This window comes from Enterococcus sp. S22(2020) (genome assembly GCF_020295385.1).
Classification (GTDB): domain Bacteria; phylum Bacillota; class Bacilli; order Lactobacillales; family Enterococcaceae; genus Enterococcus_L; species Enterococcus_L dunnyi.
Genome location: NZ_JACFUD010000009.1, coordinates 85326 through 110602, shown reverse-complemented (window position 1 = coordinate 110602; position 25277 = coordinate 85326). Strand labels below are relative to the sequence as shown.

24 protein-coding genes are annotated in these 25277 nt (G+C 35.6%); 9 read left to right on the top strand and 15 right to left on the bottom strand.

Annotation, left to right across the window (positions count from 1 at the left end; translation table 11 throughout):
* Positions 1-293 precede the first annotated feature (293 nt).
* Complete coding sequence (locus tag H3T55_RS16010) at positions 294-1805, top strand: helix-turn-helix domain-containing protein (protein WP_225535130.1); 1512 nt, start codon at positions 294-296, stop codon at positions 1803-1805.
* A 161-nt stretch (positions 1806-1966) separates the two neighbouring features.
* Here the strand turns inward: H3T55_RS16010 and H3T55_RS16005 are convergent, their stop codons facing one another.
* From H3T55_RS16005 to H3T55_RS15940, 14 genes are all read right to left on the bottom strand, one after another.
* Positions 1967-3073 carry a tyrosine-type recombinase/integrase gene (locus H3T55_RS16005; RefSeq protein ID WP_225535129.1) on the bottom strand — a complete coding sequence of 369 codons (1107 nt, stop codon included), beginning with the start codon at positions 3071-3073 and terminating at the stop codon, positions 1967-1969.
* Between the two features lie 310 nt (positions 3074-3383).
* Positions 3384-4637, bottom strand: a complete 1254-nt coding sequence (locus H3T55_RS16000; protein ID WP_225535128.1) for a hypothetical protein — start codon at positions 4635-4637, stop codon at positions 3384-3386.
* 124 nt (positions 4638-4761) lie between these two features.
* Positions 4762-5889, bottom strand: a complete 1128-nt coding sequence (locus tag H3T55_RS15995; RefSeq protein ID WP_225535127.1) for a DUF916 and DUF3324 domain-containing protein — start codon at positions 5887-5889, stop codon at positions 4762-4764.
* A gap of 195 nt (positions 5890-6084) precedes the next feature.
* Entirely contained in the window at positions 6085-7236 is a 1152-nt protein-coding gene (locus tag H3T55_RS15990) for a hypothetical protein (protein WP_225535126.1), read from the bottom strand.
* 17 nt (positions 7237-7253) lie between these two features.
* Complete coding sequence (locus H3T55_RS15985; RefSeq protein WP_225535137.1) at positions 7254-8027, bottom strand: hypothetical protein; 774 nt, start codon at positions 8025-8027, stop codon at positions 7254-7256.
* A gap of 37 nt (positions 8028-8064) precedes the next feature.
* Positions 8065-8892 carry a helix-turn-helix domain-containing protein gene (locus tag H3T55_RS15980; RefSeq protein ID WP_087641587.1) on the bottom strand — a complete coding sequence of 276 codons (828 nt, stop codon included), beginning with the start codon at positions 8890-8892 and terminating at the stop codon, positions 8065-8067.
* An 865-nt stretch (positions 8893-9757) separates the two neighbouring features.
* Positions 9758-10651: a ParB/RepB/Spo0J family partition protein gene (locus H3T55_RS15975; protein ID WP_087641588.1), complete on the bottom strand. Its 894-nt coding sequence runs from the start codon at positions 10649-10651 to the stop codon at positions 9758-9760.
* Positions 10644-11405 (bottom strand): ParA family protein, encoded by a 762-nt coding sequence (locus H3T55_RS15970; protein WP_087641589.1) that lies wholly within the window; start codon positions 11403-11405, stop codon positions 10644-10646. The genes H3T55_RS15975 and H3T55_RS15970 overlap by 8 nt, the downstream gene beginning before the upstream one ends.
* A 15-nt stretch (positions 11406-11420) precedes the next feature.
* Entirely contained in the window at positions 11421-12137 is a 717-nt protein-coding gene (rsmG, locus tag H3T55_RS15965) for a 16S rRNA (guanine(527)-N(7))-methyltransferase RsmG (protein ID WP_225535125.1), read from the bottom strand.
* A 217-nt stretch (positions 12138-12354) separates the two neighbouring features.
* The gene (locus H3T55_RS15960) at positions 12355-13113 is read right to left on the bottom strand and encodes a class II aldolase/adducin family protein (RefSeq protein ID WP_087641591.1); all 759 of its coding nucleotides are present in this window, start codon (positions 13111-13113) and stop codon (positions 12355-12357) included.
* Between the two features lie 6 nt (positions 13114-13119).
* Positions 13120-13380 (bottom strand): hypothetical protein, encoded by a 261-nt coding sequence (locus H3T55_RS15955; protein WP_225535124.1) that lies wholly within the window; start codon positions 13378-13380, stop codon positions 13120-13122.
* A gap of 25 nt (positions 13381-13405) precedes the next feature.
* Positions 13406-14758: a PTS galactitol transporter subunit IIC gene (locus H3T55_RS15950; RefSeq protein WP_225535123.1), complete on the bottom strand. Its 1353-nt coding sequence runs from the start codon at positions 14756-14758 to the stop codon at positions 13406-13408.
* 134 nt (positions 14759-14892) lie between these two features.
* Positions 14893-15195 (bottom strand): PTS sugar transporter subunit IIB, encoded by a 303-nt coding sequence (locus H3T55_RS15945; RefSeq protein WP_225535122.1) that lies wholly within the window; start codon positions 15193-15195, stop codon positions 14893-14895.
* Positions 15188-15664 (bottom strand): PTS sugar transporter subunit IIA, encoded by a 477-nt coding sequence (locus H3T55_RS15940; RefSeq protein ID WP_225535121.1) that lies wholly within the window; start codon positions 15662-15664, stop codon positions 15188-15190. Before H3T55_RS15940 ends, H3T55_RS15945 begins: the two co-directional genes overlap by 8 nt.
* A gap of 208 nt (positions 15665-15872) precedes the next feature.
* On the opposite strand from H3T55_RS15940, the gene H3T55_RS15935 reads away from it, so the two are divergent.
* Together H3T55_RS15935 and H3T55_RS15930 are read left to right on the top strand one after the other, a co-directional pair.
* A complete protein-coding gene (locus H3T55_RS15935; RefSeq protein WP_087641596.1) occupies positions 15873-16631 on the top strand; it encodes a DeoR/GlpR family DNA-binding transcription regulator in 759 nt (252 codons plus the stop codon).
* Positions 16632-16693: 62 nt separating this feature from the next.
* Positions 16694-17641, top strand: a complete 948-nt coding sequence (locus H3T55_RS15930) for a 1-phosphofructokinase family hexose kinase (RefSeq protein ID WP_225535120.1) — start codon at positions 16694-16696, stop codon at positions 17639-17641.
* An 86-nt stretch (positions 17642-17727) separates the two neighbouring features.
* On the opposite strand, the gene H3T55_RS15925 is transcribed toward H3T55_RS15930, so the two are convergent.
* On the bottom strand, positions 17728-18420 hold the full coding sequence (locus H3T55_RS15925) for a GNAT family N-acetyltransferase (protein ID WP_225535119.1): 693 nt from the start codon (positions 18418-18420) through the stop codon (positions 17728-17730).
* A gap of 259 nt (positions 18421-18679) precedes the next feature.
* On the opposite strand from H3T55_RS15925, the gene H3T55_RS15920 reads away from it, so the two are divergent.
* The 6 genes from H3T55_RS15920 (at position 18680) to essB (ending at position 25270) form a co-directional block, all read left to right on the top strand.
* Positions 18680-19408, top strand: coding sequence for a LytR/AlgR family response regulator transcription factor (locus H3T55_RS15920; protein WP_225535118.1), 729 nt, complete (start codon positions 18680-18682; stop codon positions 19406-19408).
* Positions 19409-19629: 221 nt separating this feature from the next.
* Positions 19630-19932, top strand: coding sequence for a WXG100 family type VII secretion target (locus H3T55_RS15915; protein ID WP_087641600.1), 303 nt, complete (start codon positions 19630-19632; stop codon positions 19930-19932).
* 70 nt (positions 19933-20002) lie between these two features.
* Entirely contained in the window at positions 20003-23329 is a 3327-nt protein-coding gene (gene esaA / locus H3T55_RS15910; RefSeq protein ID WP_225535117.1) for a type VII secretion protein EsaA, read from the top strand.
* Complete coding sequence (gene essA / locus H3T55_RS15905) at positions 23326-23796, top strand: type VII secretion protein EssA (RefSeq protein ID WP_225535116.1); 471 nt, start codon at positions 23326-23328, stop codon at positions 23794-23796. The genes esaA and essA overlap by 4 nt, the downstream gene beginning before the upstream one ends.
* Entirely contained in the window at positions 23786-24043 is a 258-nt protein-coding gene (locus tag H3T55_RS15900; protein WP_225535115.1) for an EsaB/YukD family protein, read from the top strand. The genes essA and H3T55_RS15900 overlap by 11 nt, the downstream gene beginning before the upstream one ends.
* A 3-nt stretch (positions 24044-24046) precedes the next feature.
* Entirely contained in the window at positions 24047-25270 is a 1224-nt protein-coding gene (gene essB, locus H3T55_RS15895) for a type VII secretion protein EssB (protein ID WP_225535114.1), read from the top strand.
* The last annotated feature ends 7 nt before the right edge of the window (positions 25271-25277 follow it).

The window sequence follows — 25277 nt, the reverse complement described above, 5'->3', positions numbered from 1 at the left end:
CAAAATGTTTTTTCTCAATAGTTTCTTTTTGCACAACATCACTCATTATACTCTATCTCTACTATATAAATCAAAAAAATCCGAATCTTAAAAAGGAAAAGCAGCAACTGGAAATATCCTTATTAGGAGATCGATCAAATAATCAAATTCAAAACGAATGAAGATATTAGACAAAACAGGATTGAACTTTATCTATTTATATTGGATAATGATAAAAAAATAATCAAAATATAACATTTTTTATAATTTTTCAAAAATATTTGTTCTTAGTTGGTATAAAAAGGAGTTTTATTGTGGAAAAATTTGATTTATTAGAAAAAATGGAGGCCTATCAAATTGATTTACTTACGTACATAATCAATAGCGGGGGATCTGCAACAAAAAAAGAGCTGTTGACACATCTAAAAATCGGAGACTATCTTTTGTCAAAATTACTTGAAAACTTAATAACTCATGCAAGAAATTCCAATAACGGCTTTTCAATTGATGTTATAAAACATACGGTTCGATTTCAAACAAAACCAGAATATTCGATACATACTTTATTTAACAAACTGATCACACATGCACCAAAATATCAAATCTTAAAAAAACTGTTATTTTGTGGAACCATTGATCCTATCCCTTTATGTGAAAAAATCGGGATCAGTCATTCAACTTATTTTCGAAAGATAACCGAGTTAAACAATCTATTGAAAGAGTTTGACTTATCTATCCAAAATGGCTATCTTTTAGGATCAGAATTACAGATTCGTTTTTTTTACATTTCTTTACTTCTTATCACTGATTTGAAACAACCGTTAAAAATCCATGATATCGATCCTAGGATCTACGATACGGTAAATAAAATTCAAACGATTCTTGGTTCTCCTTTATCCTTTCTTTCCAAAAGAAAACTAATTATTTACCTAAGTTTATTAAAGAGAAGGAATGCACAAAAAGGAATCTCAGACTATAACGATCAATACCCATTTTTTAGCAATAAAACTGGATATCACAATCAAAAACGTTTTATCCGTATACTAAAAACCTCTACTCTTTTTAGAAAAATCGACAAAGTTCTGACATCCTTTTTAGTTTACTATTCTTTTAAGATGCTCCCTGACGAAACCATCCTACTGATCCTCTTTCTACTAGGAGAAGAAATCATTCCAACTCACTCATATTGCTTAAAAGAACTGGATACTATTGAAAAAAAGAGTAATCTTTTCATCCTAACCTTAAATAATGAATTTTTAGATTTTATGGAGCATGCTTATCCAGATACTCGACTGACTAAACAACATCGTTCTATGCTTAATTACCATCTCAGTTCGATTGCCTACCGTCACTTGATTTTTAAAGGTCACATCAACTACTACTGGGAGTCACACCTTTCTAGTCATGAAGAGAATCATCGTTTTACCGTTATTTATGCATTTATTGATTATATGAAAATAAAATACCCTACACTTTTTGAAAGTGAATCCAATACTCGTTTTTTAATTTTAAAATACGCTTATACCCTGAATCTTTATGAAGAATGGATCAAAGCTAAAGTAACTGTTGGCGTATTTATTGAAGGTAATCTATTGTTTAAAAAACAATTTACTGAGTGGTGGATTAATTATGCTGAATTAACAACCTTTGCTCAAGCTGAACCACTTGTGACCGATAAGTCTTACGATCTTGTAATCAGTAATATCGACTGGCCAGCTCTCAAAAAACAAGGACGTCATTTTTTCTTCATCACCAATTATAATGAAAAAATGGATAAGAATGATCTTGCTGAATTACTCTATAAAATCTATTCCTCCCATTGCTAACGACAGAAAATCAAAAGGCTGGGACTGAAGTATTTCAGCCTGAGATTTGATTTTTATAAACCGAAAAGCAAATGGCATCTAGCAACTATTATAGCTTTCAAGTGATTGAGCCAGCACTCGCGGCATAATACCTTAACTTTTCTATGGTCTGATTCATCATACTAACTAACAAATTTAAGCTTTTCTACCAATTGACGTTCTTCTGATAAAAATGAGTTCGTATAGCAATCTAGTGTCATTTTTGTTGACGAGTGCCCTAATAAAGAGCTGATAGTAGCAATATTTCCGCCCGCTTCCAAACAACGAGTGGCAAATGTGTGTCGCAAAGAATGGAAAGAAAACTTTTCCAGTCCAATTTTTTTACGTACAACTTGAAAGCGATAAGCGACTGTACGCGGTTCTAATGCCTTATGTTTATGAGAGATAACGTAATCACTAGTGGAAACTTTATGAAGTTCCAATAATTTTGCTCTCAATGAATCGGAAATAGGAATTCTTCGAGAAGAATTTTGACTTTTAGGTGTTATTTCGACAATCTCAGTCTTTCTTACGTCTGCATCATTTTTCGGAATCCTCAATATTGTTCGATTCACTCCCAAAGTATTATTCTCAAAGTCAATATCTTCCCATTTCAATCCGCAGATCTCCCCAATCCTCAAACCTGTTTGCAATGCTAAAATGATAGAGAAGAACTTTTGATTTGTATCGACTTCTTTAATTAGTCTATTCTGATCTGTAACCGATAGTGCTTGAACTGTTTTTCTTTCAGATTTAGGCAATTCGATACCTCTACACGGATTATCTGTAAGCAAATTTAATGAAACTGCCTTGCTGATACATGTTTTAAACACAGAAAAAATAGACCTGATAGAGCTGGCTTTCAGCGTTTTTCTCATGTCATTAAGTAATTTTTCAATATCTGATTGTGTTATTTTTTGTAATTTGATGGTGCCTATTCTTGATAAGATATGGACTTCCATTTTATTTTTATAGCTGGCATATGTACTTCCTTTGACCTTTGGCTGTACAAATGTTTCCAACCAATAATTTGTCCAATCAAGTAATTGACCATCGTACTGACGCAAGCTCTTATGATTAGTTGTCTGCTTTTCATATTTCATCAATATCAATTGCTGTTTAACTTCGGCATATTTGTACCCATAAATATACCCGTAATAAATCTTTCCATTCTCTCGTCTACCTTTTATGTATCGGCCTTCCCAACGGCCATCTTTTCTCTTATAGATGTTCTCTCCTCTTCTTGCCATAACTAAGATCCTTTCTAAAGTTAAATTTGTTAATTCAAGAAAATGAAATCACTACAAATCGCGAAAAAATATGTCATTTTATTATCAAAAAATGTTATTTGACGATCTCCTTTATCCATTTCCTATCCCCAAACTCCAAACAATTACAATACGTTTGTTTTTATTAACTAATTATGAATTAATTTGACTTTTTTTTAGTTTCAATTTTTTTGATAGAAATAAGAATTTTTGGAAGTAGCATTCAAGATTTTTTTGCTATAGAAACGATTATTTTTTCCACGCATCTCCCGTTTGTATTCACACCAAGAGATTACTTTTTTATATTATTAACTAATGCCTTATCATTGATCCTTTTTAAAGAGCTACTCAGTAACTCTTTCAATGCTGCGTATCCTTCTAACTTGATCAATACTTCTTGTGGGCAGTATACCCAATAATTAAAAATCGAGAGACTCCCTGCAATTTTATCGACTCTTTCCATGAATGGACCTAATTCTTCTATGAGCTTTCTACAACTTATTTCATTAGCGATCATGATCTCATCTTCGCCCTCTAACTCCAGTAACATCCACACATAATCTATAAATTCAACTTTCATCTTTAAATCTAAAAATTGTTTTTTTGGTACCATTTTTCTTTTATTTGAGGGCACATTGTTTTCAAAATACTTTATGACTTCCTGCTCATTTTTAGAGATATATTTTGGACGAACAGTTCGTTCGAGCAGTACTGGTTCACTTTCACGCTCCTTGTTCTCTGACACTCCTTGAACCTTTAATTGCTTTTTTAATACTCTTTTTTTAGAATGTTGATTTGAACGAACTAAAGTATAGTGGCGGCTAATTTGAGATACACTCTTATCTTTTTCTGTTTCTTTTAGTGGCGTTATCTCTCCAATTTCAGATTGGAGCTCTTTATGTTTAGATACTGATTTCTCCAATGTAAGAGTCTTAGAAGACATCGTATAGTCATTAGGTTGTATTTGTTCTTTCAATGTTTGACTTACTTTAGTCAGTTCATTTTTTAGTAATTCGCCAGAATCCAGCACAATCTCTTCATTTTTTTCAAGCCTATATTCTATAGCTTCCATTTTTTCGGTTAGCTGATTGAACTTTTCTAATACGTTATATATTTTTTCTTCTTTTCTCTTATATTCAGTCTCTCGCTCTTGTTCTAGCACTACTTTATATGATTCAATCAATTCTTGTACACAACTTCTAAAAAATGGGAGCTGTCTCACATGCTCAGATTCAAAGAAGCCGATCGTAAAAGTCAAAACAATATAAGCTGGCGACGTAAAAATATTGATCCTCTTAATGATTAGCTCATCATTTTCTTCTACCCAAGTCTTTTGGACTTTCATTGCTATTTGTTCCAGTTCCATCAATGAGTCGATATCTTTCTTAAAAACTAATTTGCAAGAAAGATAAGCCTCATGCGATGTTTTTAGCTTTTTATTATATATTTCTACTCCTAGAAGTCTTGGATTTACTTTTTGATGAAGAATGTACTTTTTGATGATTTTTTTCCCATGTCTTTGGAGATTTTGCCCCGTCTCGTTCATGTCCTCAAACTCCTCGAATTGTTATGCTGCCAATCTAATTTCACGCTATCATCCCTTATAGATAATCCTGTATAGCGCTCTAGTCTGATTTACTCTAATGCTATCCTCGCAGAGCCGCTGGTGCTTACCGTCTTCTATTTTTCTTTATTTTTTGTTGTTTATTTTCAGGATTTCTTTTTTTATTTTGTTGACTTTTTTTTCGACGCTTTCGCTTTTTTTTCTTCTGATACAGCTCTGCTTCATATTGCCTCTGTCTTCTTTTCCTTAGAAGTATCAGCGCTATTAAAACAATAAGCAAAAAAGCCAGCGTAATAGAACAAATCACTATATAAATCATCAGATGTTTAGAATTTTTCTGATAGTTTTCGGTTTCTTTAGCTAACTCAAACCCCTTATTCCATTTCCATTCTTGACCTGTGTCTTTAGATTTGACTGTCAACCGAAGCGAGTATCTTCCCGCAGACGTCAAAGCGTCATTCTCATCCGCTATAATAAAAGTTGTGCTTGAATTAGGGGCCATTCGATAATTGGATTGCACCACTTGATACAAAATATGATCAGAACCTTCTTCAGTAATTGTTGCTGTATATTCAAGCTCTTCTACATTTATTGCCTGATCGTTTTGGACTGCTGCCTGTATCGTTTGTCTTCCATCAACTTTTTTCGGAAGTACCCGCAACAAATTTAAATTCGCCATAACAGGTTCATCTGTTTCAGTTAGTTTTACAGCGACAATATAGGATTTTTTTCTACTTTGATCATTCAGTTGAGACTGGGTCGAATCAATTGAACTGATTTTGATCCCGCCTAAAATCATACCGTCAAACTGCTCTGGAGGCATTTTTAGCTGAACGATTATTATTCTTTTTTCATGAGCTGGAACTATCGCCCTAGGCTCTACTTGAGCAATATCTTTGAAGGAAACAACTAAACTTTTATCTCTTGATACTTGACCTGAACGATCAGAATAGTCTATTTCTCCTGATAAATTCGTTGTTGCATCATTGAGCTCTATTGTTATTTCCTGTTCTATATCAGAGGGATTGGACACTTCCAATTTTAACTCCTGCTCCTGCCCCGGGTTCATTCTCAGATCATAGTAGGTCACCCCAGTATCAGATTGATTTTTCGGTAAAATCGGTTTGACAGACACCGCAAAGCTGGTTTCAACTGACAATATAGTAAAACAAATACCTAGAAAAAAACTGATCTTCAGGATGAGCACACGAATTTTCTTTTGTTTAATTGACATTTATTTAAACCCCTTATACAGCGGATTGAATTCCCTGTAGTAAAGAAGAACTGATGCGTAAAGGCCTCTGCTTCTTCAACAGAAAATTTTTTTACAGTCACTATAATCTTTTCGATACACTGACTTATATCGCTAGCAAACATTTAATAAACTATGTACTACGAATGGGAAAAGCCGACTATTCCCACTCTATTTTTACTCTATATCCGTATGCGGCTCCTCATTCAGGATGATTTGCTCTAATAGAAAGTTTTCTCCCTGAATAAGGTCAAAATAAGCTGCTTTATTTAAAATACTATCATAATCCATTCTCATGATTCGGACATGGGGTTGTCTAAACCAAGATTTTTTCTTGATCTTCACACGTGACTCAATCATTTTGCATTCGTCTAGAATCAAATAGATTTCATTCGCTGAAACGGAATCTTTAAAACTACGAACTTGTTCCCTTTCATACGTCAACCGATTATCAGATATTGTCATCTTTTCTGATTTTGTGACCAGTTCCTTATTCATCATCCATGACTGCTCTAAAAACTTAGCTTTTTGCATCAACTTTGAATATTCCCTTAAATCGATTTTCAGGATTTGATCCCAGTCTTCATTTTCATTATTGTTAGACTTACTTAGTTCTTTGATTGCTCTGGATAAATTTTGTCTCTCCATCTGATCAATAACGACTTCTAACTTTTGGTTTGCCAAACGCATGCGCTCTTTTGCATAACGTTCCCTACTTACTGCTTCTTCCATTTTTAGGACGTAATTTATATTGGCCTCTTTTATATTATTTTTTACACCCTCTACTTTTGGCTTAGACTTAGGTTTAGGTTTGGAATCAATTTCAACAGTTTGAAGCGGTTTGACAAATTTAGACACTAATCGTTCGATCTCTTCGATAAACAGCTCTAATACGTCATCACTTTCAACTAATAGCTGCTGTTCTAAAGACTGCAGTAAGTTGACCATGAAAGGAAAGTCCACTTCACGATATGCAATAGGAACAAAATCAATGTAGTAAATGACTCGATTGTCTTCCTTTTCCTTCGATCCTCCTATCCAGGCAATCTGAGGAAATGTATGAATAAGCTCGTCCAACAATGCCGACCAATCAAGATCCACAAAATCCAACGTGATCTCAACATGTTTGAAAAAAGAAATAATTGTATGGAATTCCTCAAAATATTCTTCTACTTCCTCTTTAGGGTAGGGAATTCCTAGATTTCTTTTTTGAAAAATCTCTTCACAGATATAATAAATATCCCGCAACATATCATCGTCAAAAAGACGCTCGCCTACTGCCGGAGAAGCAGCTTGATAAATATCAACTATAATATTTTGATAAACCACTTCTTAATCTCCTTCCCTTACTCTAGCGACTGATCAGCTAAGCGTTCTGATTTATTCAGTAGATCTTCCATCAGCACACTTGTTTCACTTTGAAGACGAAGGATACGAGTATGATAGTTTGCAGCCTCTTGATTGATCTTTTTCAACTCGATCGAAGCTTCTGAAACAGCTTTCTTAGTCTCATGTCTTGCTGCTTCAACTGTTCTATCAGCTTCAATTGTTGCCCGCTCGATAATTTGCTGTGCTTTTTCTTTTGCTTCCATCAAAACTTCTGCAATCTGAGTCTTCATTGAATCCTGTTGACGTAATTGCCTTTCAAGTTCGCTGTTATTAGCACGTTCTTCTAATAGTTGTTCTTCTGCTTGTACCCTTGCATCTTCTGCCTGTCTTAGTTGATCTTCAAGCGCATGCACTCTGTCTTTAGATTGGGACGAGCTAGTCAATCGTAAGGTCAGCTGATCGATCTCCTGCTGCTTATTTTCTACTTCCGCTTTTAGGCGTTCTGCCATTGTCTTTTGACGCTGAACTTCCTTTTGGAATTGCTGATTCTCATTCGTTAAATGTTCAACTATGGCGGCCTGCTCTTCTTTTAATTCTTGTTCCTGCTTTCTCATAGAACTTTCTAAACGCTCTCTCTTATTTGATGCTTCTGGACGACTCTTCTTAGGAGGTTCGTATTCTTCCTCTTCGAAATCATCATCATCGTACTCGTCATAATCATCATATTCTTCATAATCATCATAGTATTCTTCATAGTCATCATCATATTTTTGTTTTTTTTTCTTAAACATAGCCAACTATATCGCTCCCCTTCTTACTTCCTATTTCTTACAATGCGCCTGTCAGTAATTCTTTTATTTTTTCGTCATGCTGGTCATTCAAAAGTGTAAAATCTTGATTTAGGTAATAACCAATTCCTTTTTTATTTAAAATGAATGGTTCAAAAATAGAGGTTTTTTCCATTATTTTTTGTTTGATACGGTTGATCAAATTACTTAATAACGCTTGTTTATTTTTTTGCTTCGCATTTGTCCAAATCGCTTCGCATAATGCCTGACTTGAAAAGACTCGTTGATCAGATTTGATAAAGTGTTCTAAAACTTGATGCTCCTTCTTAGTTAATGGAATCAGCCAGTTATCAATGATCAATGTCCGGTCTTTAAGCTGGAATGTGTGTGTCTTTTTCATTTTCGCTACAGCTGAAAATGATGATGAATGCTGCGACATACTCTCATTACCTGAAAAAACATCTATCGTTCTTTCTTGATTGGTTTGCCCTGCACGCACTGCTGTTTCTTCAAAAATTTCTGCCAACTTACTAGCTAAATCCGTAACGGAGATCGGATAACGAACAAAAGTTACCTCCGCATTATCAGCATATTTGGATTCATTCGCCTGTTCCGATTCAAAAGTCAAAACAACAATCGGCTTATTAAGCAGTACTAAGTTATCCAAAAATGATTCTTTTAATCCACTATACATAGATTGCTGATAAATAATCAGATCGAAATTTTGTAAAAAATAAAACTCTTTATCTTTTGGCCGAGTCAATATATCTTTTGAAACCATAATTTCATAATCCATATTCAACAAACTATTTTGTAATAATCCGTTAGCGCTAAGTGTGTCGGTCAATATAATAATTTTTTTCCTCATAATAGAAAGTCCCCCTCATAATTTTGTATATAGTAAAATACCAACCATTCATGTTAAAAAAATTCCTTAGAGAAAATTCAACCAACCTTGCTGGCAAGCCTATACATAGATCACTATAAACTGCAAAAATTGAATTATAGGAATTTCCTATTCTTATATAAAATAAGAAAAAAGGAGTATTATTACTTGGAATTCAGCACTTTTAAAAAACTGATGACGGCTAGATGACGGTCAATTTAAATATAGTAATAAGTTTAATATTTAAAAAAAGAGCATTTTAATAAAATAAATAAATCCATGTTGATGATTGAAAATAAAAAAAGTGCTTCATACACTTTTCTAATCATTTTTGACTTTAATAACTTAACTCTATTTATTTGACGGTTTATTTGACGGCGAATAAAAATAAGGGATTTTAATATTAATTATTGTTTATTTGAAAATAACGATCCCTTACTATAAGCTGTCTTGTCTTATACTATTCTAGGATTACTAGTTGCCACTTAAATAGTACAATCATTATGATTAAAACATATAATCTATCGATGAATATCATTTAATTAAATATATTGTTATTTTTTTATTCCTCATTGACACGCCTAAATTAGTTATTGTATACTTGAAACGTAAGCAATTAATACAGTATCTATTTATAAGAACTACAATATAGTTTAATTTAAACAATTATAAATTTTTCTTATTTTATATAAGAACAAGAAAAAATTTGTTATTTATAAATAAACTGGATTTTATATCGATTATTTATAAATTGATATATACATAATACTTTTTCAAGAAATATATTATAAAAAGAGAGTGACATAAAACTAAGTAGTTTTATGTCACTCTCTTTTTTATTGATCCTTTATTCTTCATCAAAATGAATTTCTAAGATATCCAAAATTCTTGCTAAATCTGATTGTGAAAGATACTCGATTTCGATTTTTCCTTTGCCTTCTTTTTCTTGAATAGCAACCGTCGTACCGAATTTATCCATCAAGCGATCTTCACTTTCACGAATGTAGTATGGTTTTTCTTTTTGGAGTTTTTTATCTTTTTTGATTATTTTTTTGCCTTGGTTTTCATTTAAATCATTGACGATTTGTTCTAATTGTCGAACCGTTAGATTTTCTTCGACCACTCTTTTAGCTAAAGTCATTATCTGATCTTTATCTTTCAATCCCAATAATGTTCTTGCTTGTCCCATTGAAAGAGTTTCACTTTGAACCAGTTCTTTCACTGGTGCAGGCAACGTTAATAAACGTAGGTAGTTTGCAATATAGGGACGGCTCTTCCCTAAACGCTCCGCTACTTCAACTTGTGTCAATTTTAAATTTTTCATCAACATATCGTAAGCTTCTGCTTCTTCTAATGGGTTTAGATCTTCACGCTGCAGATTCTCTAAAACAGCAACTTGCATCATTGCTTCTTCATCAAATTCACGAACGATTGCAGGAATCGTTTCTTTTTCTGCTAATTTTGATGCACGAAAACGTCTTTCACCTGCAATGATCTCATACCCTTTAACTGCTGATTTTCTGACGATGATCGGCTGAAAAACCCCAGATTGTTGGATCGAATTTGCCAACTCTTGTAAGGAAGCTTCGTCAAATGTTTTTCTTGGCTGGTAGGGATTTGGCCGTAATTCGTTTAGCGGGATCTCAATGACTTCTTCTTTTTGTACATCGACATCCTCTAAGCTGGCGAAATCTTGAAACAATGCATCAATACCTCTTCCTAAACCTTTTCCTTTACTCATTATCCAACACTTCCTTTGCTAGTGCTTGGTACACTTCGGCACCACGTGAACGAGGGTCATAATCAATAATCGACAGGCCATGACTTGGTGCTTCTGATAAACGAACATTACGAGGAATGATCGTATCGTAAACTTTTTCACGGAAATACTTACGAACTTCTTCAACGACTTCTGCACCAAGATTTGTTCTAGCATCATACATCGTCAACAATACGCCTTCTATACGCAAATCAGGATTAAAATGTTTTTGGACCAAGCGAATCGTATTCAATAGCTGGCTCAATCCCTCTAACGCATAATACTCACATTGTACAGGAATCAAAATCGAATCGCTCGCTGTGAAAGCATTGATCGTCAGGTGACCTAATGAAGGCGGGCAATCGATCAAAATAAAATCATAATGATCACTGACCTCTGCAATCGCTGCTTTTAGTCTCGTTTCCCGAGCCATCATTGACGTTAGCTCGATTTCTGCTCCTGCAAGCTGGATCGTCGCTGGAACGATGTCTAGATTCTCTCTAGACGTTTGTTGGATCACGTCTTTGATCGGTTCTTCGTTTACTAATACATCATAAACGTCTGTGGCAACATCTGGTTTACGTACACCAATCCCACTCGTTGCATTTCCCTGAGCATCGATATCGATCAGTAAGACTTTTTTCCCATAATAGGCCAAACTAGCACCCAGATTCACAGTGGTCGTCGTCTTACCAACTCCGCCTTTTTGATTCGCTACAGAAATTATTCGTGCCATTTGTGTCCCTCCATCTTATTTGATCGGTTGTTTATTTGGTAATCCTGGTTTTCTCGGGTATTTTTTAGGTGTTTCTTTTTTCTTTTGAATGACTACGATATGACGTTCATCATTTGTGACTGGTAATTCAAAGGATACTTCTTCTTGAAACTTGCCGCCTAAAATCGCGATCGCAGGTTTTGCCTCGGTGATTTCTTCTTCACTTTTTGCTGCTTTCAATGCTAAGAAAAAACCCTCTTTTTTTACTAATGGCAAGCATAATTCACTTAAGACATTCAATCGAGCGACCGCACGTGCCGTCACATAATCGAATGCACCGCGAAACTCTGCTTTTTGTCCAAACGATTCCGCGCGATCATGATATAACGAAACCTCTTCCAACCCAAGTTCATTGACTAATTCTGTTAAAAAAGTGATTCGTTTATTCAATGAATCTACGATCGTTACCTTCAATGAAGGAAAAACGATCTTCAGCGGAATACTAGGGAAACCAGCACCTGCACCAACATCACAGATTGTCTTGTTCGTTGAAAAATCTTCAAAAAATGCCAACGAAACAGAATCATAAAAATGCTTTAAATACACTTCTTGTTTATCAGTGATCGCAGTCAGATTCATCTTTTCATTCCACTCGACAAGCAACTCGAAATAACGGGCAAATTGCGCCATCTGCTGCTCTGACAGCTGGATTTCTTTCTTGCTCAATAATTGTTTAAATTCTTCAGGTGTCATAAGATTCCTTCCTTGTGTGAAACAGAAAATGTTTCACAATTGTCTTTTCTTACTTTAACGCAAATAGGGATTTCTTGCAATGTTTTTAGCAAGTTTTATAAGAGTTCTAATAAAATTATTCTTTCTATTATATGTAGGAAATTTTCACTTACTTTCAGTCAAACAAAAACAGCTAGGTCAAAACTCAAAAGAGTCATAACCCAGCTGCTTTACTCAATCAATCGCCGCCGGCGGTTGCTTTGATAATTGTATTATAGATCGGTTCTCCATTTATTAAATCATCGATCGTACCAATTTTGACACCTTTAGAATAGTAACCATCCAAAATGCCTAATTTTTGAAAGATCGTCTGTTTATAAGCAATTTCTGCATTCCATTCTACTGTATCTAAAACGGCTAAAGCTGAATGGATCGCTTCGATTCCAGTGTCTCCACCTGTAGTGATCAACACCCCATGACTGTCCAATAAGAATTCATGCGGCAATTGTTTTCTAGGCATCGTCTTAATATGATTGCTGACGATTTCCGCCAATTCTTCAGAACAGTTTGGTTCAAATTCTAAAACTTCAATGTATTCAACCTTTTGAGTCGCTTCTGTCAGGTTCGGCATATCTAACCCACTCGTTGCCCAAAACATGCTATTTGGCGCATGTGCATGAAGAACTGCTTTAATATCAGGATTAGCGTCATATACCGCTTCATGCATATTGATTTCCCGTGTCAATCCGCCTTCACCAGCAATCACTTTTCTTGTATGTGGTTCGACTACTAAAATTTGTGAAGCTGAAAGATGTCCTAAGTAAGCTTGCGACATCATAGTTGGCGTCATGATGATATATTCTTTCCCTGTTTTGTCAGTGGTTTTAAACGAAAAATTTCCTCCAGCAACATTGGTATTTTTACGTTCAAAAATCAGTTGAACGATTTTTGCCATATCTTCTCTTTCACGCTCAAATAAAATTCTTCCATCTGCCATAATCGATTACAGCTCCCTTTTCTTTTTTAATAGTTTTCCAGTGCGGATCGTTTCTTTCGCCGCATCTTGTATGAGTTTATATTCTTCATATTTTTGCTTTTTTCGTTCGTCATATTCTTTAAAAAGAACAGCATTGCCATCTTTATAAATAAAAAATGAAAGTAGTATGACTAAAAAGTAGATAGGAATAATATTTGTAGCCATCGCAATGATAAAAAGTAGTATATCTACAAACAACAGCGTGAACCATTTTCCTTTTTCATTCATTATTCTCTACCCTCTCTAAGCATTCTTATTTTGTCTCTTCATAGCGTGCACTCGGCACAGGTTCTTTCGACATGTATTTATACAGCCAAACAAACATTGCGATAAAAATGATAAAGCCAACGATCGCGACAATATTCAAATTCGCCGCTTCTGCGAATAAAATTCTAAATTCAGGCCCTTCGATCGATGACCACGTAATGCTGCCGCCCTTTAAATCGACTGCTCCAGTTTTTTTCGCTAAACCAGTCAATACAGGTGCTAAATAAGTAGCGCCGTATAAATAAAGTGGTGTATAGATCAGACCTAATGTGATCATTCGATACAAATTACCGCCCGTCAAAAGCAAACCACCTACAGCAATCGAGTAGTTGATGATCCCTGCTAAAGGCAATACTTGATTGCCAGGTAAAATCATGGCATAACCAATGAATACAGGAACCAAGATGATAGCTGTCACCCAAATCTCTGAACGTCCAGCTAATACCGGCCAGTCTAAACCAATATACACTTCACGATCTTTAAACCGTTTCTTCATCATTTCAGACATCGCATCTGCTAATGGTGATAAAGACTGCATGAACATTTTACTGATCATCGGGAATAACGCCATAGCTGTAGCGATCTGGATCCCTAAATTCAACGAACCTGACAGTCCGTACGCAGCACCAAATCCAAGTAATACCCCGATGATAAAGCCCATCACGCTATTTTCAGAAAAAATCCCGATTTTCGCTTTTAGTGCCGTTGTGTCTGCTTTTTTATTGAAGAATGGGATCTTATCCATCACAATATTCACTGGCAACATCAACACTGCGGAGATATTCATTAAGTGCGTTACCGTAACTAATGGGATCCCTGTTAAATCTTGAATGTGACGTTGGAACATATCGCCCATTTTCAGCTCTAAAACAACTTGAATAATTGCTGCTGCAAACCCAGCAATCAACGAACCACTGATAAAATAGACTAGATATGCGGTCAATGCTTTCCCCCAAACATTCCACATATCGACGTTCAATGTTTTCGTCAAGTTCAATAAAAGCATGATGAAGTTGACACCTAACACTACAGCGAAAAAGACAAACGCATAAGACCAAGACCATGTGATACTCGCCGCACCTGTCCAACCTAAATCAAGTGCCGGCAAGTTGATTCCTGTATTTTTGGCCATCGCTTCTGACGCTGGACTTACCGCATCAGACATAAAGCCGATCACCATGCTCATCCCTGTGAAAGCCACACCTAATGTAATAGCTGACATAAATGCTTTTTTCAACGGCATCCGAGCAATCAGTCCGATGATCAAAATAATCAATGGGACAAAAATCGCTGATCCAAGATTCAATATATAATCAATCACAGATTGAAAAATTTCCATCTCCTCTACCTACCTATCTTTTTATTTTTTTGGTATGATTACTACATAGTTTTATTTTAGATGGAGAGATGAAGTGTAACTTTTTTCTCCCTATCTATATGCGTTCAGGTTGTGACGAACCTGAACGCGTTTTTTTATTTCCTCGTGTCGTTGACAATTCCTTCATAGATTTCATCTACGCCCATTCCTGTTAAAAACGGTACGCCTGCATATACAGAAATTCCTAGTTTTTCCGCTGCTTGAAGCACTTCATCATCTGGCTTTGCAATGTAAACATAAATACTTGCACTTGGTAATTCCTGTAAGATCGATTTATAATCTACTGCTTCCACAGGATAATCGATATTGTCAGCTTCCAGTTTACTTTTGATTTTCTCTGCAACCGTCGTACTTGTCGCTACTCCACTACCGCATGCTACAATCAATTTTCTAGCCATTTTTTACTTCCTCCCATTGTTTCATAAATAAATTGAATACATCGTTTTCCTTCGTTGCTTGCTTTAATTCAGAGACAAATTCATAATTTTGAAATAAGAGCATCAATTCCTGCAGTAAGCCAACCTGTTTTGTAGGTTCTTTGATTCCTAAGAAAAATAAATCTCTCACCTCCATTTCCTGATTATCCCCCATTTGTTTGACCTTGATCGGCTTTGTTGTTCTAACAATATATATGAAAGGCCTTTCAATATATTCTGTGTCCGAGTGCGGCAATGCGATATTAAGGTGTTCAGTGATCAGACCTGTCGGAAACCCTTTTTCCCGAGTCTTAATACCTGATAAATACCCTTCATTCACATAGCCCTTCTGTTGTAAACGTTCTGCAATGATTTCAAACAACTCGTCTTCATCCCGTACTGTTAATTGTAAATCGATCAAGTCTTGTTGAAACATCATCTTCGTTTCCATAACTTTCCTCCTTCTCATGATTAACAAAAATATTTTTACTTTGTAAACTTTTTATGTTCAACTTTGTAAAATTATGTTAAACTTTGTTTATACAAAAAGAATACAACTTGTATAAAGGTTTGTCAACGCTTTCTTTTGATTGTTTTTTGTTCATTTTACGTTTAAAATATAATAGATAAACATTTCCGAACAAAAAGGAGCATATATTATGTTAAAAAGAGAGCGCCATGCGCATATTTTAGAATTACTGGAAGAAAACACCTTTATGACTGTTTCTGATATTGCTGAAAAACTCGCTGTGTCAGAAATGACGATACGCAGAGATATCAATGAGTTGAGCGACTCTAATCAGCTGGTTCGTCTATACGGCGGTGCACAAAAAATCGATCGTAAAGACAAAGAACTGGCAACTCATGAGAAAATCAATCTACATATCGAACAAAAAGAGTATATCGGTAAAATCATGAATTCTTTGATCCAAGATCATCAGGTCGTTTTTCTAGGTGCAGGGACAACTATCTTATATGCGTTGCCATTCATCAAAAAACAACATTTAATGATTGTTACGAATAGTCTGCTGGCATTCAATTATGTCATCGAGCATACAGACTATCGAATTCTTTTAACAGGGGGAGATTTTACACCGATCACAGAGGAATTTATCGGAGAACATGCAGAACAAACATTTGATACGATCAATATCGATATCGCTTTTGCTGCAACGAATGGCATCTACAACAATAATGTAACAACATCGAATTACTTAGAAGGCGGCGTCCAGCGGGCAGCATTCAAAAATGCGAAGAAAAAAGTCGTCGTTGCCGACAGTACAAAATTCAATGTCAGCGATGTGTATACATTTTATAAGCTTTCCGACCTTGACTATGTAATCACTGACGACCAAATCGATGAACAAACATTTAATTTCTATCAATCTTATGGCAAATTGTTGAACAAAAAAAGGTAGCTCGGGTTTGCGTTCTTCTTTCAAAAACCCAGCTGACCTGGAAGTTGAAGGGAGAACAACAAATGATTTTAACAGTGACACTTAATCCATCACTTGATTCAATTTATTTCACAGATACGTTTATTTTAGGTGAGATGAACCGTTGCGGTAATCCTGTCAAAGCAGTTGGAGGAAAAGGCATCAATGCCGGCAGGACAGCTGCCATTTTAGGGTCAAAGGTGACTGCTGTAGGTGTTTTGGCAGGAATCAATGGTGAATTTATCCGCTCTTGTCTTAAACACGAACCGTTTTTCGCTACACATTTTTTCCCGATCGCAGGAGAGTCACGTAATGCCGTTACAATAATGGATCAAGAAAACAATCAAACAGAAATCGTGGAGTTAGGACCAGAAATCTCACAGGAAACAAGTCAACAGGTTTTGGACTTAGTGATCACATTTGCAAAAAAACAAAAAAAAGAACCTATCATCGCTTTTTGCGGATCAGCAAATACTAAAAATGAGCATCTTTATGAACATTATTTACAACAACTAAACGCTGATACAAAGATTTTGGCAGACATTTCAGGACAGCAGCTGCAAAATGTACTTACTGGTTCCGCTAAACCTTATTTTATCAAGCCAAACATTCATGAATTCGGTGACTTATTAGGTGTTACCTTAAAAAATAAGCAAGGCGTTTTTTCTTACCTTGATCATTCTCTATTAAAAGACGTTCCATTTATTCTTGTTTCTTGTGGTCGTGAAGGGGCTGTAGCAAAATTTCATGAGCGGCTTTTTGACATCCAAATACCAAAAATCGAGACGATCAATCCTACAGGCTCTGGTGATGCTACGGTCGGTGGTATTGCGTTCGCTTTAGATCAAGGCTTATCTATTGAAGAAACATTAAAATACGGTATGGCTTGCGGTATGAGCAATGCATTAGAGCAAGCTGTAGGTTATGTCACCAAAGAAAATGTCGCGCGGCTAAAAAACAAGATCGTTTTACATGAAATCCAGCGTAACTAGACTACGAAATAAGCTGATATTCACAATTATGCGAATATCAGCTTATTTTTGAGATCAAATATTTTCACTTGATCTTCATTATTGTTTCAACACGTCCGCAAACTCTTTTTCTGCTTTCCGTCTTGAGTAAAATTCTCTGGGTCAAGCCAAGATTCCAGCCTTCTTTTAACTTCAGGCCATTCATTATCAATGATGGAAAACCAAGCCGTATCTCTATTTCTTCCTTTATAGATCAATGCTTGACGAAAAACACCTTCAAAAACAAAGCCCAATCGTAAAGCCGATTTTCTAGATGGCTCATTCAGTGCATCACATTTCCATTCATAACGTCTATAACCTAACTCGCCTATTGCGTAGCTTGCAGCAAGATATTGCGCTTCTGTTGCAATACGCGTCTTTTTTAATCGATCTGAATAAATGACAAAACCGACCTCGATTGTCCCTTGTTCCGGATTGATCCTCATCAACGCTAGTGTACCAAGTGCTTTTTGAGTCATTTTGTCAATGATTGCATAGTGCAACGGATCCTTAGATCGACTGACAGTCTCTAAATATGCAGAAAAATCAGCTGGATCTTCAAATTTGTCTAACGGCAAATACGTCCAATTTTCAGTAGCACTTTTAGGTCCATACACTTCATATAGATCTTCAAAATGTTTTTCTGGAATAATACGCTCCAAATAGCAGTATCTCCCCTCAAGCGTCTTCTTTACCGGTATTTCTCTGGTCACCCAACCATGCACTGGGTTTCCAATAGGTTGATCATAGTGATTTTTCATTCAAATTCCTCCTTTGTTCTGTTCTCAGGAAAAAAAGTAACTCACATTTTCCTATTAAATCCTTAATTTTTCCTATTTTTTGCAAAAACTGCTCATAATCTTCCAAAACTAGATTATTATGTTTCAAGATTTATGATATGATAAATATAAGTGGTACCATTGGCTCGAAACTTATTTTCAAATGTAAAAAAAGATAAATAATTGGTAAATAAAACAAAGACAGTTTAAAAAAAAGCTAAACTAAAGAGGTGAGGCCCTTTTGAAAATTGCATTGTGTGATGATGATCCTATCGAAATCGGAAAAGTAGAAACCTACTTAAACCAAAATCGACTCCTAAACTATGAGTTTGATTTTTTCAGCAGCGGAACTAAGCTACTGAAACATATCGACAGCATGGATGTAAAATACAGCATTTACTTTATTACGATCGAGATGGCAGAGATGAGTGGTATCGAGCTTGCTCAGCAAATACGGCAGCTGGATTTACACGCTCTTATAATTTTTATTTCAAATGATACCATACATATGCCTGAAGTGTTCAAAGTTCAAACATTTGACTACTTACTTAAACCGATATGCAAAGACCAGTTAGCAATAACGATGGATCGCGCAAAGGACTATCTAAATAAACAAAATACCTACTTTGATTTTTCATTCGGCAGAAAAACGATTTTTCTAACATTGAATGAAATCATATATATATCTAAAAGCGGTCGTATCGCTTATATCCACACAGCCGACAAGGTTTATAAAACATATCTAACCATGTCAGAAATTTCAGAAAAACTCAACGCCGATACATTTGTCCGAACCCATGGCAGCTATGTCATCAATTTAAACTATATCGTTGAAATCGTAAAAAATGAAGCCTTTATCAAACATTATAAAGACGGTGTTCTACAAAACACAAAGCTTTCTGTGCCCATCAGTAGAAAATTTAAAGATGAGTTAAAAATAAAATACTCACATTTTTCAAGAACCCCATAATCCATCCTCCTAATTATTACTTACCGTTACGACTAAAATTCAATTATATAGATATAAAGATCTTAAAGCTCTGATAAAAAAACTTTATCAGAGCTATTTATTACATCAAAATTACCTTTTATTACATTTAGCTTTTTTCTAATTTTATTTATGATAAAATTGTCAAAGATAGGTGTCTTTAACAGAGATACTTACGAGTAAATAAATTGGAGGAATGAAAAATGGCAGGCGATAGAATTAAATTATCCCCACAAGAACTAAGAACTTCTGCAACAAAATATACAGACGGTTCTAACCAAGTAAATGACATTTTACAAAAATTACAATCAGAACAAGATACAATCCAAGGAAACTGGGAAGGTTCAGGTTTTGACAGCTTCAATGATCAATTTACTGCATTAAAACCAAAAGTAAGTGAATTCGCTGAATTGTTGGAACAAATCAACAAGCAATTGAACGAAGTTGCTCAAATCATGGAAGAAACAGACCAAAATATCTCTTCAGCTATCGGAAGAGGTTTATAAGAAACACATACTGAGGAATAGGGAGGGCACTTGCTCCTCGCTGTTCCTCTTTTATTTAGGAGAATGAGAGATGAACAGTAAAAAACTTTATTACATTTTGAAATCTGTTTGGATGGTTGTCATACTGCTGATTATGCTGATTTTTATGAATCGCGATTTTACCGATATTTCTGCAAAAAAAGACGAAGAAGAAGATACACGCTTAAACATTGCACTCGTAAATGAAGATGCTGGTGTCAATCGAAATAACATAGACTACAATCTGGGAGCAGATTATGTTAAGAAAATCGAAAAAGATGTTACTTATAACTGGTTTACTGTTAGCCGAGGAATCGCAGAAAATGGTCTAAAAAACGGCACTTATAATCTACTCGTAACGATTCCAAGCAATTTTTCAAGTAAATTATTGGAACTAGACAGTCCATCACCAGAAAAAGTACAAGTTAACTATAAGATCAACGCAAATGGCAATGCCACACTAGAAAATGAATCAAGAAGTGTTGGGAGAAAAATCGTGAACGACTTGAATCAGCAACTAGTGGATCTTTACGTGGTCAGTATTTTAGATAACTTATTTACCGCACAGCAGAACATCGAAAAAGTATATAAAAATCAAACAGATTCTGTCAATGATTTTCAAAATATTTTATATCAGCCAACGTTGAATTTTAAAGATTACTTACCTGCGATCACTTCGCAATCTAAAAGTGCTCTGCAGGCAAATGACTTCTTGGCAGAAACCCTAGGTACTCATATTCAAGGAACTGATTCACTGGTGAATAGCCATCAAGATTATTCGTCATTGTTAGAAAAACTATTGAAAGATCGCGCTGAAGGCATGATCTCATATGAAGAATTCATGCAACAATTAACTCAAGCTGAGGAAAATGTCTCTGGAGAAGATATTTCAGAAATGTTCAGACAACTGCAGCAATCTGGTCAAAGCATTGAATCAGAATTTTCTTCCGGCGGAGTATCTGATACAACCTCTGGACAGATCAATCAATTGAATCAGCAGTTAGAAAAAGCAAAAGCCGCTGTTGAGGAGCAACAGGCAAAATTAGATTCGATCAGCGATAATTATTTCAATCAATATAAAGAGCCTTTCTTTGAATCTTTAGGTGTTAAAGACGGCGAACGAAAAGTTACATTAGAAGATGTTCTGAATAAAGCTGGAAAGCAATATCCTCCAACAAACGAAGCTGGGTTTAGCGTGGATTATAAGAAACGACTTGATGATCGTTTAGCACTGCTACCGTTTAGAACGATGACATTTGACCTAAATCCGCAAGATGATATTTTCCGATACGCGAAGATTCCTTATGGCGATGGACAACCCTTTGTTGATTTACAAACTAAGTTTAATGAAGTAGCTGAAAAGGTTGCAACATTAAATGAAAATACCGACAAATATAATGAAAATAACAACAAAAGTGAAGAAAAACTAGTCTTTGATATGTCACCGGAAAAAGCGGCAAACAGTCCTTATTATAAGAAAGTACAAGACGCCTATAATGCATTAAATTCTATATTGTATGACCAAAATACGGGTATTTTAAATCAACATTATGGGAACTTCAAGTTAAATACAAACAATCTAGGTTCAGGTGCCTATCTCAAAATAACCAATATTCCTATTGGCATTACAAAAGTTTCGGTTGTAGGTATAGGAGAAATTACTGAAGGGATAGAATATCCATTTAACGGAAACAGAAATACTGTCGTTAATTATCAGTTTACTGATGAATACGACGAAACACTGCAGAATCCCAAAATGACGATCAAAATCGCTCAAAATCAGATCAGTGAAGATGGCGCAATTAGCCCTTTCTCTGTCGATGTAATTACTCCAGAACCCGAAGCCTCTACAGAAACTGAAGAAAGCACGCTCTCTTCTTCTGAAAGTGAAGAAACCACAGAACAATCACAAGTAGAAGAACCTGTGGCATCTGCTACAACAGTCACGCCGTATTCAGCAGTCCTGACACAATCAGGTTTTTCAGTCGAATGGGATCAAAACATTGATACCTCTGCTTTTCTTTCTGAAGACTATCAAAAAGCCAAAAGAGCTTACTCAGAAGCTGTTGGAAAAGCACTAGAATTATACGATGCTGTTAGTGATGAACTTGATTTTTATGAAAAATATCAATTCGAACAATACGGCGCTTTCTTAAAACTAGACTTAACCGAAGCTTTTGAACAAATTCTAAATGAAACCTTCCTTGGTGGAGATTACAAAGAACAAACAAATCATTTAGCAGCTCTAAGGCTTCAAGCAGAAACTCTTGAAACACAATCTGAGGTCATCGAAGCAAAAATAACTGGTGTTCTTGGCGATACACAGGAGTTAAATAAACAAATTGCACAACAAACAGAGCGTGTCGCAGATGCTCAACAAACACTAGCAGAAGCAGTGGGTAATAAGAGCACTGTTGACTCATTTAACAGTTTAACTGACTCTAGTATCGAATCAGCACACTCAACACTACAGACACTTTATGAGCAGACAAAAGCGATCAAAGAATCGTCTGAAATGAACGTCAAAGAAGCCGAAGGTGTAAAATCTGTCTTTACATCATTTGATCAGGAAGTCAACAACGCTCAGAAAAATGGAGAAGAGCTATCTTCGAATGCAGATGTGATCATGGCGAATTTGAATGAAGAGCTGGCAAACAACAATGATTTTGTTTCGGCCTTTATCAAGGTCTTGAGCAATGCGCAAAAAGACGGTGTTCCAAACAATACGTTGCTGCAGTTTATCGCAAACCCAGTCAACGGAAAAGCAGAAGCAACGATCAAAACCACAGAAGTAAATGAACCATTCACTTGGATCTTGATCATGTATACCTTGAGTTTATTTATTGCTTACCTATTTGCGACACAGCCTGTGATCAGAAAGGTCAAAGACAAATTCAAGCGGGAACAGCTATGGTTCAAAGATAACATTATGGAAACCATTGTTCTTAGTGCAAGTGCAGTTGGCATTGGCGTTGTGCTAGGAATCTTAAGTGTCAGTGAATTAGGCATCGTGAAAGAATCTCAAATCGTTTGGGTCATGATGGTCGTCTTATTCATGCTGATTTTCTCACTGCTCAACCATTATGCACTAAAACAATTCCATATCGCTGGTTTTGCCTTCAGCTTATTCTTATTCATTAGTTACGTATTCGTGACGAATGCGATCGGAAAAACCAAAGGCAATAATCCAATGGTCGATATGATTCGTTCTATCAATCCACTATCGATCGGAGAAAACAACTTAGCAGATATTTTAGCGAATAATGCACTGAATGTTGTACAGATCATTTTATATCTATTAGCAATTGCAGCTCTTGCGGCATTCAATATTTTTATTTGGAAACCAAGAAGGAAACTAAAGGAAGTGGCGAAAAAATGAAGAAATTGACGATCTTACTTTTACTTGTAATCGGCCTCTTTTCATTTACTAGCACCTCTTACGCAAAAGAAACCTTACTAGATAATAACTTAGATTTAAAAACTGATCGCTTGAATCAAGATCAGATCGACAACGGGAAAGCGCAAAGCTTTATCGCTGAAGATCGACTTTTTGACAGCGAAATGATCGACAAAGTAGCACATGCAAAAAAAGTCGAGGAAAAACAACGACAGGAAGATGAAGCACAATTCTTCTTGACCAAAGTACCGAAAACCAAAGAATACGATCACACCCAGCTATTTGCAGGTAATGATGTCGATTATGCAGCGGCGAAAAAAGAAGAAACTGTTGAGGCAGTTTCTTCCGGCGCTAAGCTGCTTCCTTTGGTTTTAGGCTTATTATTAGTCACTGTCGTGACATTAGTGTTGTATCACAGTAGAAAAAGAGGTCAGCAAAATGGCAGATAATCAAGAACATATCAATATCACCCTTTTATACCAACAAGACAAAGACAAAACAGTAGATCTACGTATTCCGAACAATATCACAGTCTACCGTTTTATCCGTGAATTGAACCAAATATTCAACAAAGACAAAGACATTAAAAAATACCAGATCAAAGTCTTGAATAAAGGACTTTTACTAGATGAAGAGAAAAAGTTAAAAGATTATCCGATTACAAACGGAGACATAATTGAAGTGTTGGGAGAGTAAATGATGGAAACGATGAAAGACTTAGAACTAATTATCGAAAAGCAAACATACACATTCAAGAAAACAGCAGAAAACTGGACACTTACCTTAAGAAAGTCTGAAGTTCAGGTCAATGAAGAAAAAGACTTAGCCTTATTGAAAGTCGCACATCCCCTATTGATGGACACTGCAATCCAATGGGAAGAAGATGCTGTTACCTTTACTTATGAACTGCCAAAAGAACATTTGACCTTCGCTGAACTGAAAGCCGCAACCAAAGAAGAAAAACTGCGTGCAATGGCGAACATGGCAGCGATCGAGCAATTATTAGATTTACCTCTGACGTTCTTTATCCACCCAGAGAATATTTTATTTGATTACAACTTATTACCTAAGGTCGCTTACCGTGGTTTAGCTGGTAAAATGCCGCCGAAAGTTACTGATCATGCTCTACTATTGAGACAATACAAAAGCTTGATCATCGCCCTGTTTGAAAAAAATCAGGATTTCTCAAAGCTTTACGAAGGACAATTAGAAATCAAAAAAGGCTCTGAATTTATCCAAACGATCATCAAAAAAGAAAGCTTCGAAGAAATCAGACAATACCTAGTGGAAAATTATGATCACACCGTAGAACGGATGAAAAAGACGACTAAAAAAGTCAGCAAAGCGAAATTCCAAGTCATGAAACAGTTATCGATCTGGATGACTGTTTTAGCGGTTGTTTTAGTGATCCCTTTAGCTTACCTGCTCTTTTTCCGTCTGCCTTTCTTAGATCGCATGCAAAACACAGATACAGCTTTCTTGAAAAATGACTATGAAGCAGTGATCACAACATTAGATCCTGTAAAAACAGCCAGCATTCCTTTTACGCAAAAATATGAATTAGCCTACAGCTTTGTTCAGGGGGAAGCTTTACAAGAACAACAGAAAAAAGTGATCTTAAACAATGTAACCTTACGTTCAGATGAAACCTATTTAGATTACTGGATCGAAAACGGTCGCGGAAATCTTGACGAAGCCTTAGATGTAGCGAAAAACTTAGAAGATTCTGACTTGATTCTTTATGGTATCACGCAAAAAATCGAGCAAGTGAGAAAAGACACGAAAATGTCCGGAACAGAAAAAGAAGAAACGATCAGTAAACTGGAAGACGACTACAAAAAATACAAAGAAAAACGTGATGAAAGTGTGAACGCTGCAGAAGCTGAACAAACACAAGGATCAACGGCGCAGGAGGGCAACTAGATGCAAA

Coding starts and splice junctions, on each gene's coding strand:
- H3T55_RS15945 (WP_225535122.1), bottom strand. CDS start 15,195: ATGGCTAGAAAATTGATTGTAGCATGCGGTAGTGGAGTAGCGACAAGT.
- H3T55_RS15900 (WP_225535115.1), top strand. CDS start 23,786: ATGGCAGATAATCAAGAACATATCAATATCACCCTTTTATACCAACAA.
- H3T55_RS15925 (WP_225535119.1), bottom strand. CDS start 18,420: ATGAAAAATCACTATGATCAACCTATTGGAAACCCAGTGCATGGTTGG.
- H3T55_RS15940 (WP_225535121.1), bottom strand. CDS start 15,664: ATGGAAACGAAGATGATGTTTCAACAAGACTTGATCGATTTACAATTA.
- H3T55_RS15935 (WP_087641596.1), top strand. CDS start 15,873: ATGTTAAAAAGAGAGCGCCATGCGCATATTTTAGAATTACTGGAAGAA.
- H3T55_RS15995 (WP_225535127.1), bottom strand. CDS start 5,889: ATGTCAATTAAACAAAAGAAAATTCGTGTGCTCATCCTGAAGATCAGT.
- essA (WP_225535116.1), top strand. CDS start 23,326: ATGAAGAAATTGACGATCTTACTTTTACTTGTAATCGGCCTCTTTTCA.
- H3T55_RS15970 (WP_087641589.1), bottom strand. CDS start 11,405: ATGGCACGAATAATTTCTGTAGCGAATCAAAAAGGCGGAGTTGGTAAG.
- esaA (WP_225535117.1), top strand. CDS start 20,003: ATGAACAGTAAAAAACTTTATTACATTTTGAAATCTGTTTGGATGGTT.
- H3T55_RS15960 (WP_087641591.1), bottom strand. CDS start 13,113: ATGGCAGATGGAAGAATTTTATTTGAGCGTGAAAGAGAAGATATGGCA.
- H3T55_RS15930 (WP_225535120.1), top strand. CDS start 16,694: ATGATTTTAACAGTGACACTTAATCCATCACTTGATTCAATTTATTTC.
- H3T55_RS16000 (WP_225535128.1), bottom strand. CDS start 4,637: ATGAACGAGACGGGGCAAAATCTCCAAAGACATGGGAAAAAAATCATC.
- H3T55_RS15915 (WP_087641600.1), top strand. CDS start 19,630: ATGGCAGGCGATAGAATTAAATTATCCCCACAAGAACTAAGAACTTCT.
- H3T55_RS15980 (WP_087641587.1), bottom strand. CDS start 8,892: ATGAGGAAAAAAATTATTATATTGACCGACACACTTAGCGCTAACGGA.
- H3T55_RS15985 (WP_225535137.1), bottom strand. CDS start 8,027: ATGTTTAAGAAAAAAAAACAAAAATATGATGATGACTATGAAGAATAC.
- H3T55_RS16005 (WP_225535129.1), bottom strand. CDS start 3,073: ATGGCAAGAAGAGGAGAGAACATCTATAAGAGAAAAGATGGCCGTTGG.
- essB (WP_225535114.1), top strand. CDS start 24,047: ATGGAAACGATGAAAGACTTAGAACTAATTATCGAAAAGCAAACATAC.
- H3T55_RS15955 (WP_225535124.1), bottom strand. CDS start 13,380: ATGAATGAAAAAGGAAAATGGTTCACGCTGTTGTTTGTAGATATACTA.
- H3T55_RS15975 (WP_087641588.1), bottom strand. CDS start 10,651: ATGAGTAAAGGAAAAGGTTTAGGAAGAGGTATTGATGCATTGTTTCAA.
- H3T55_RS15950 (WP_225535123.1), bottom strand. CDS start 14,758: ATGGAAATTTTTCAATCTGTGATTGATTATATATTGAATCTTGGATCA.
- rsmG (WP_225535125.1), bottom strand. CDS start 12,137: ATGACACCTGAAGAATTTAAACAATTATTGAGCAAGAAAGAAATCCAG.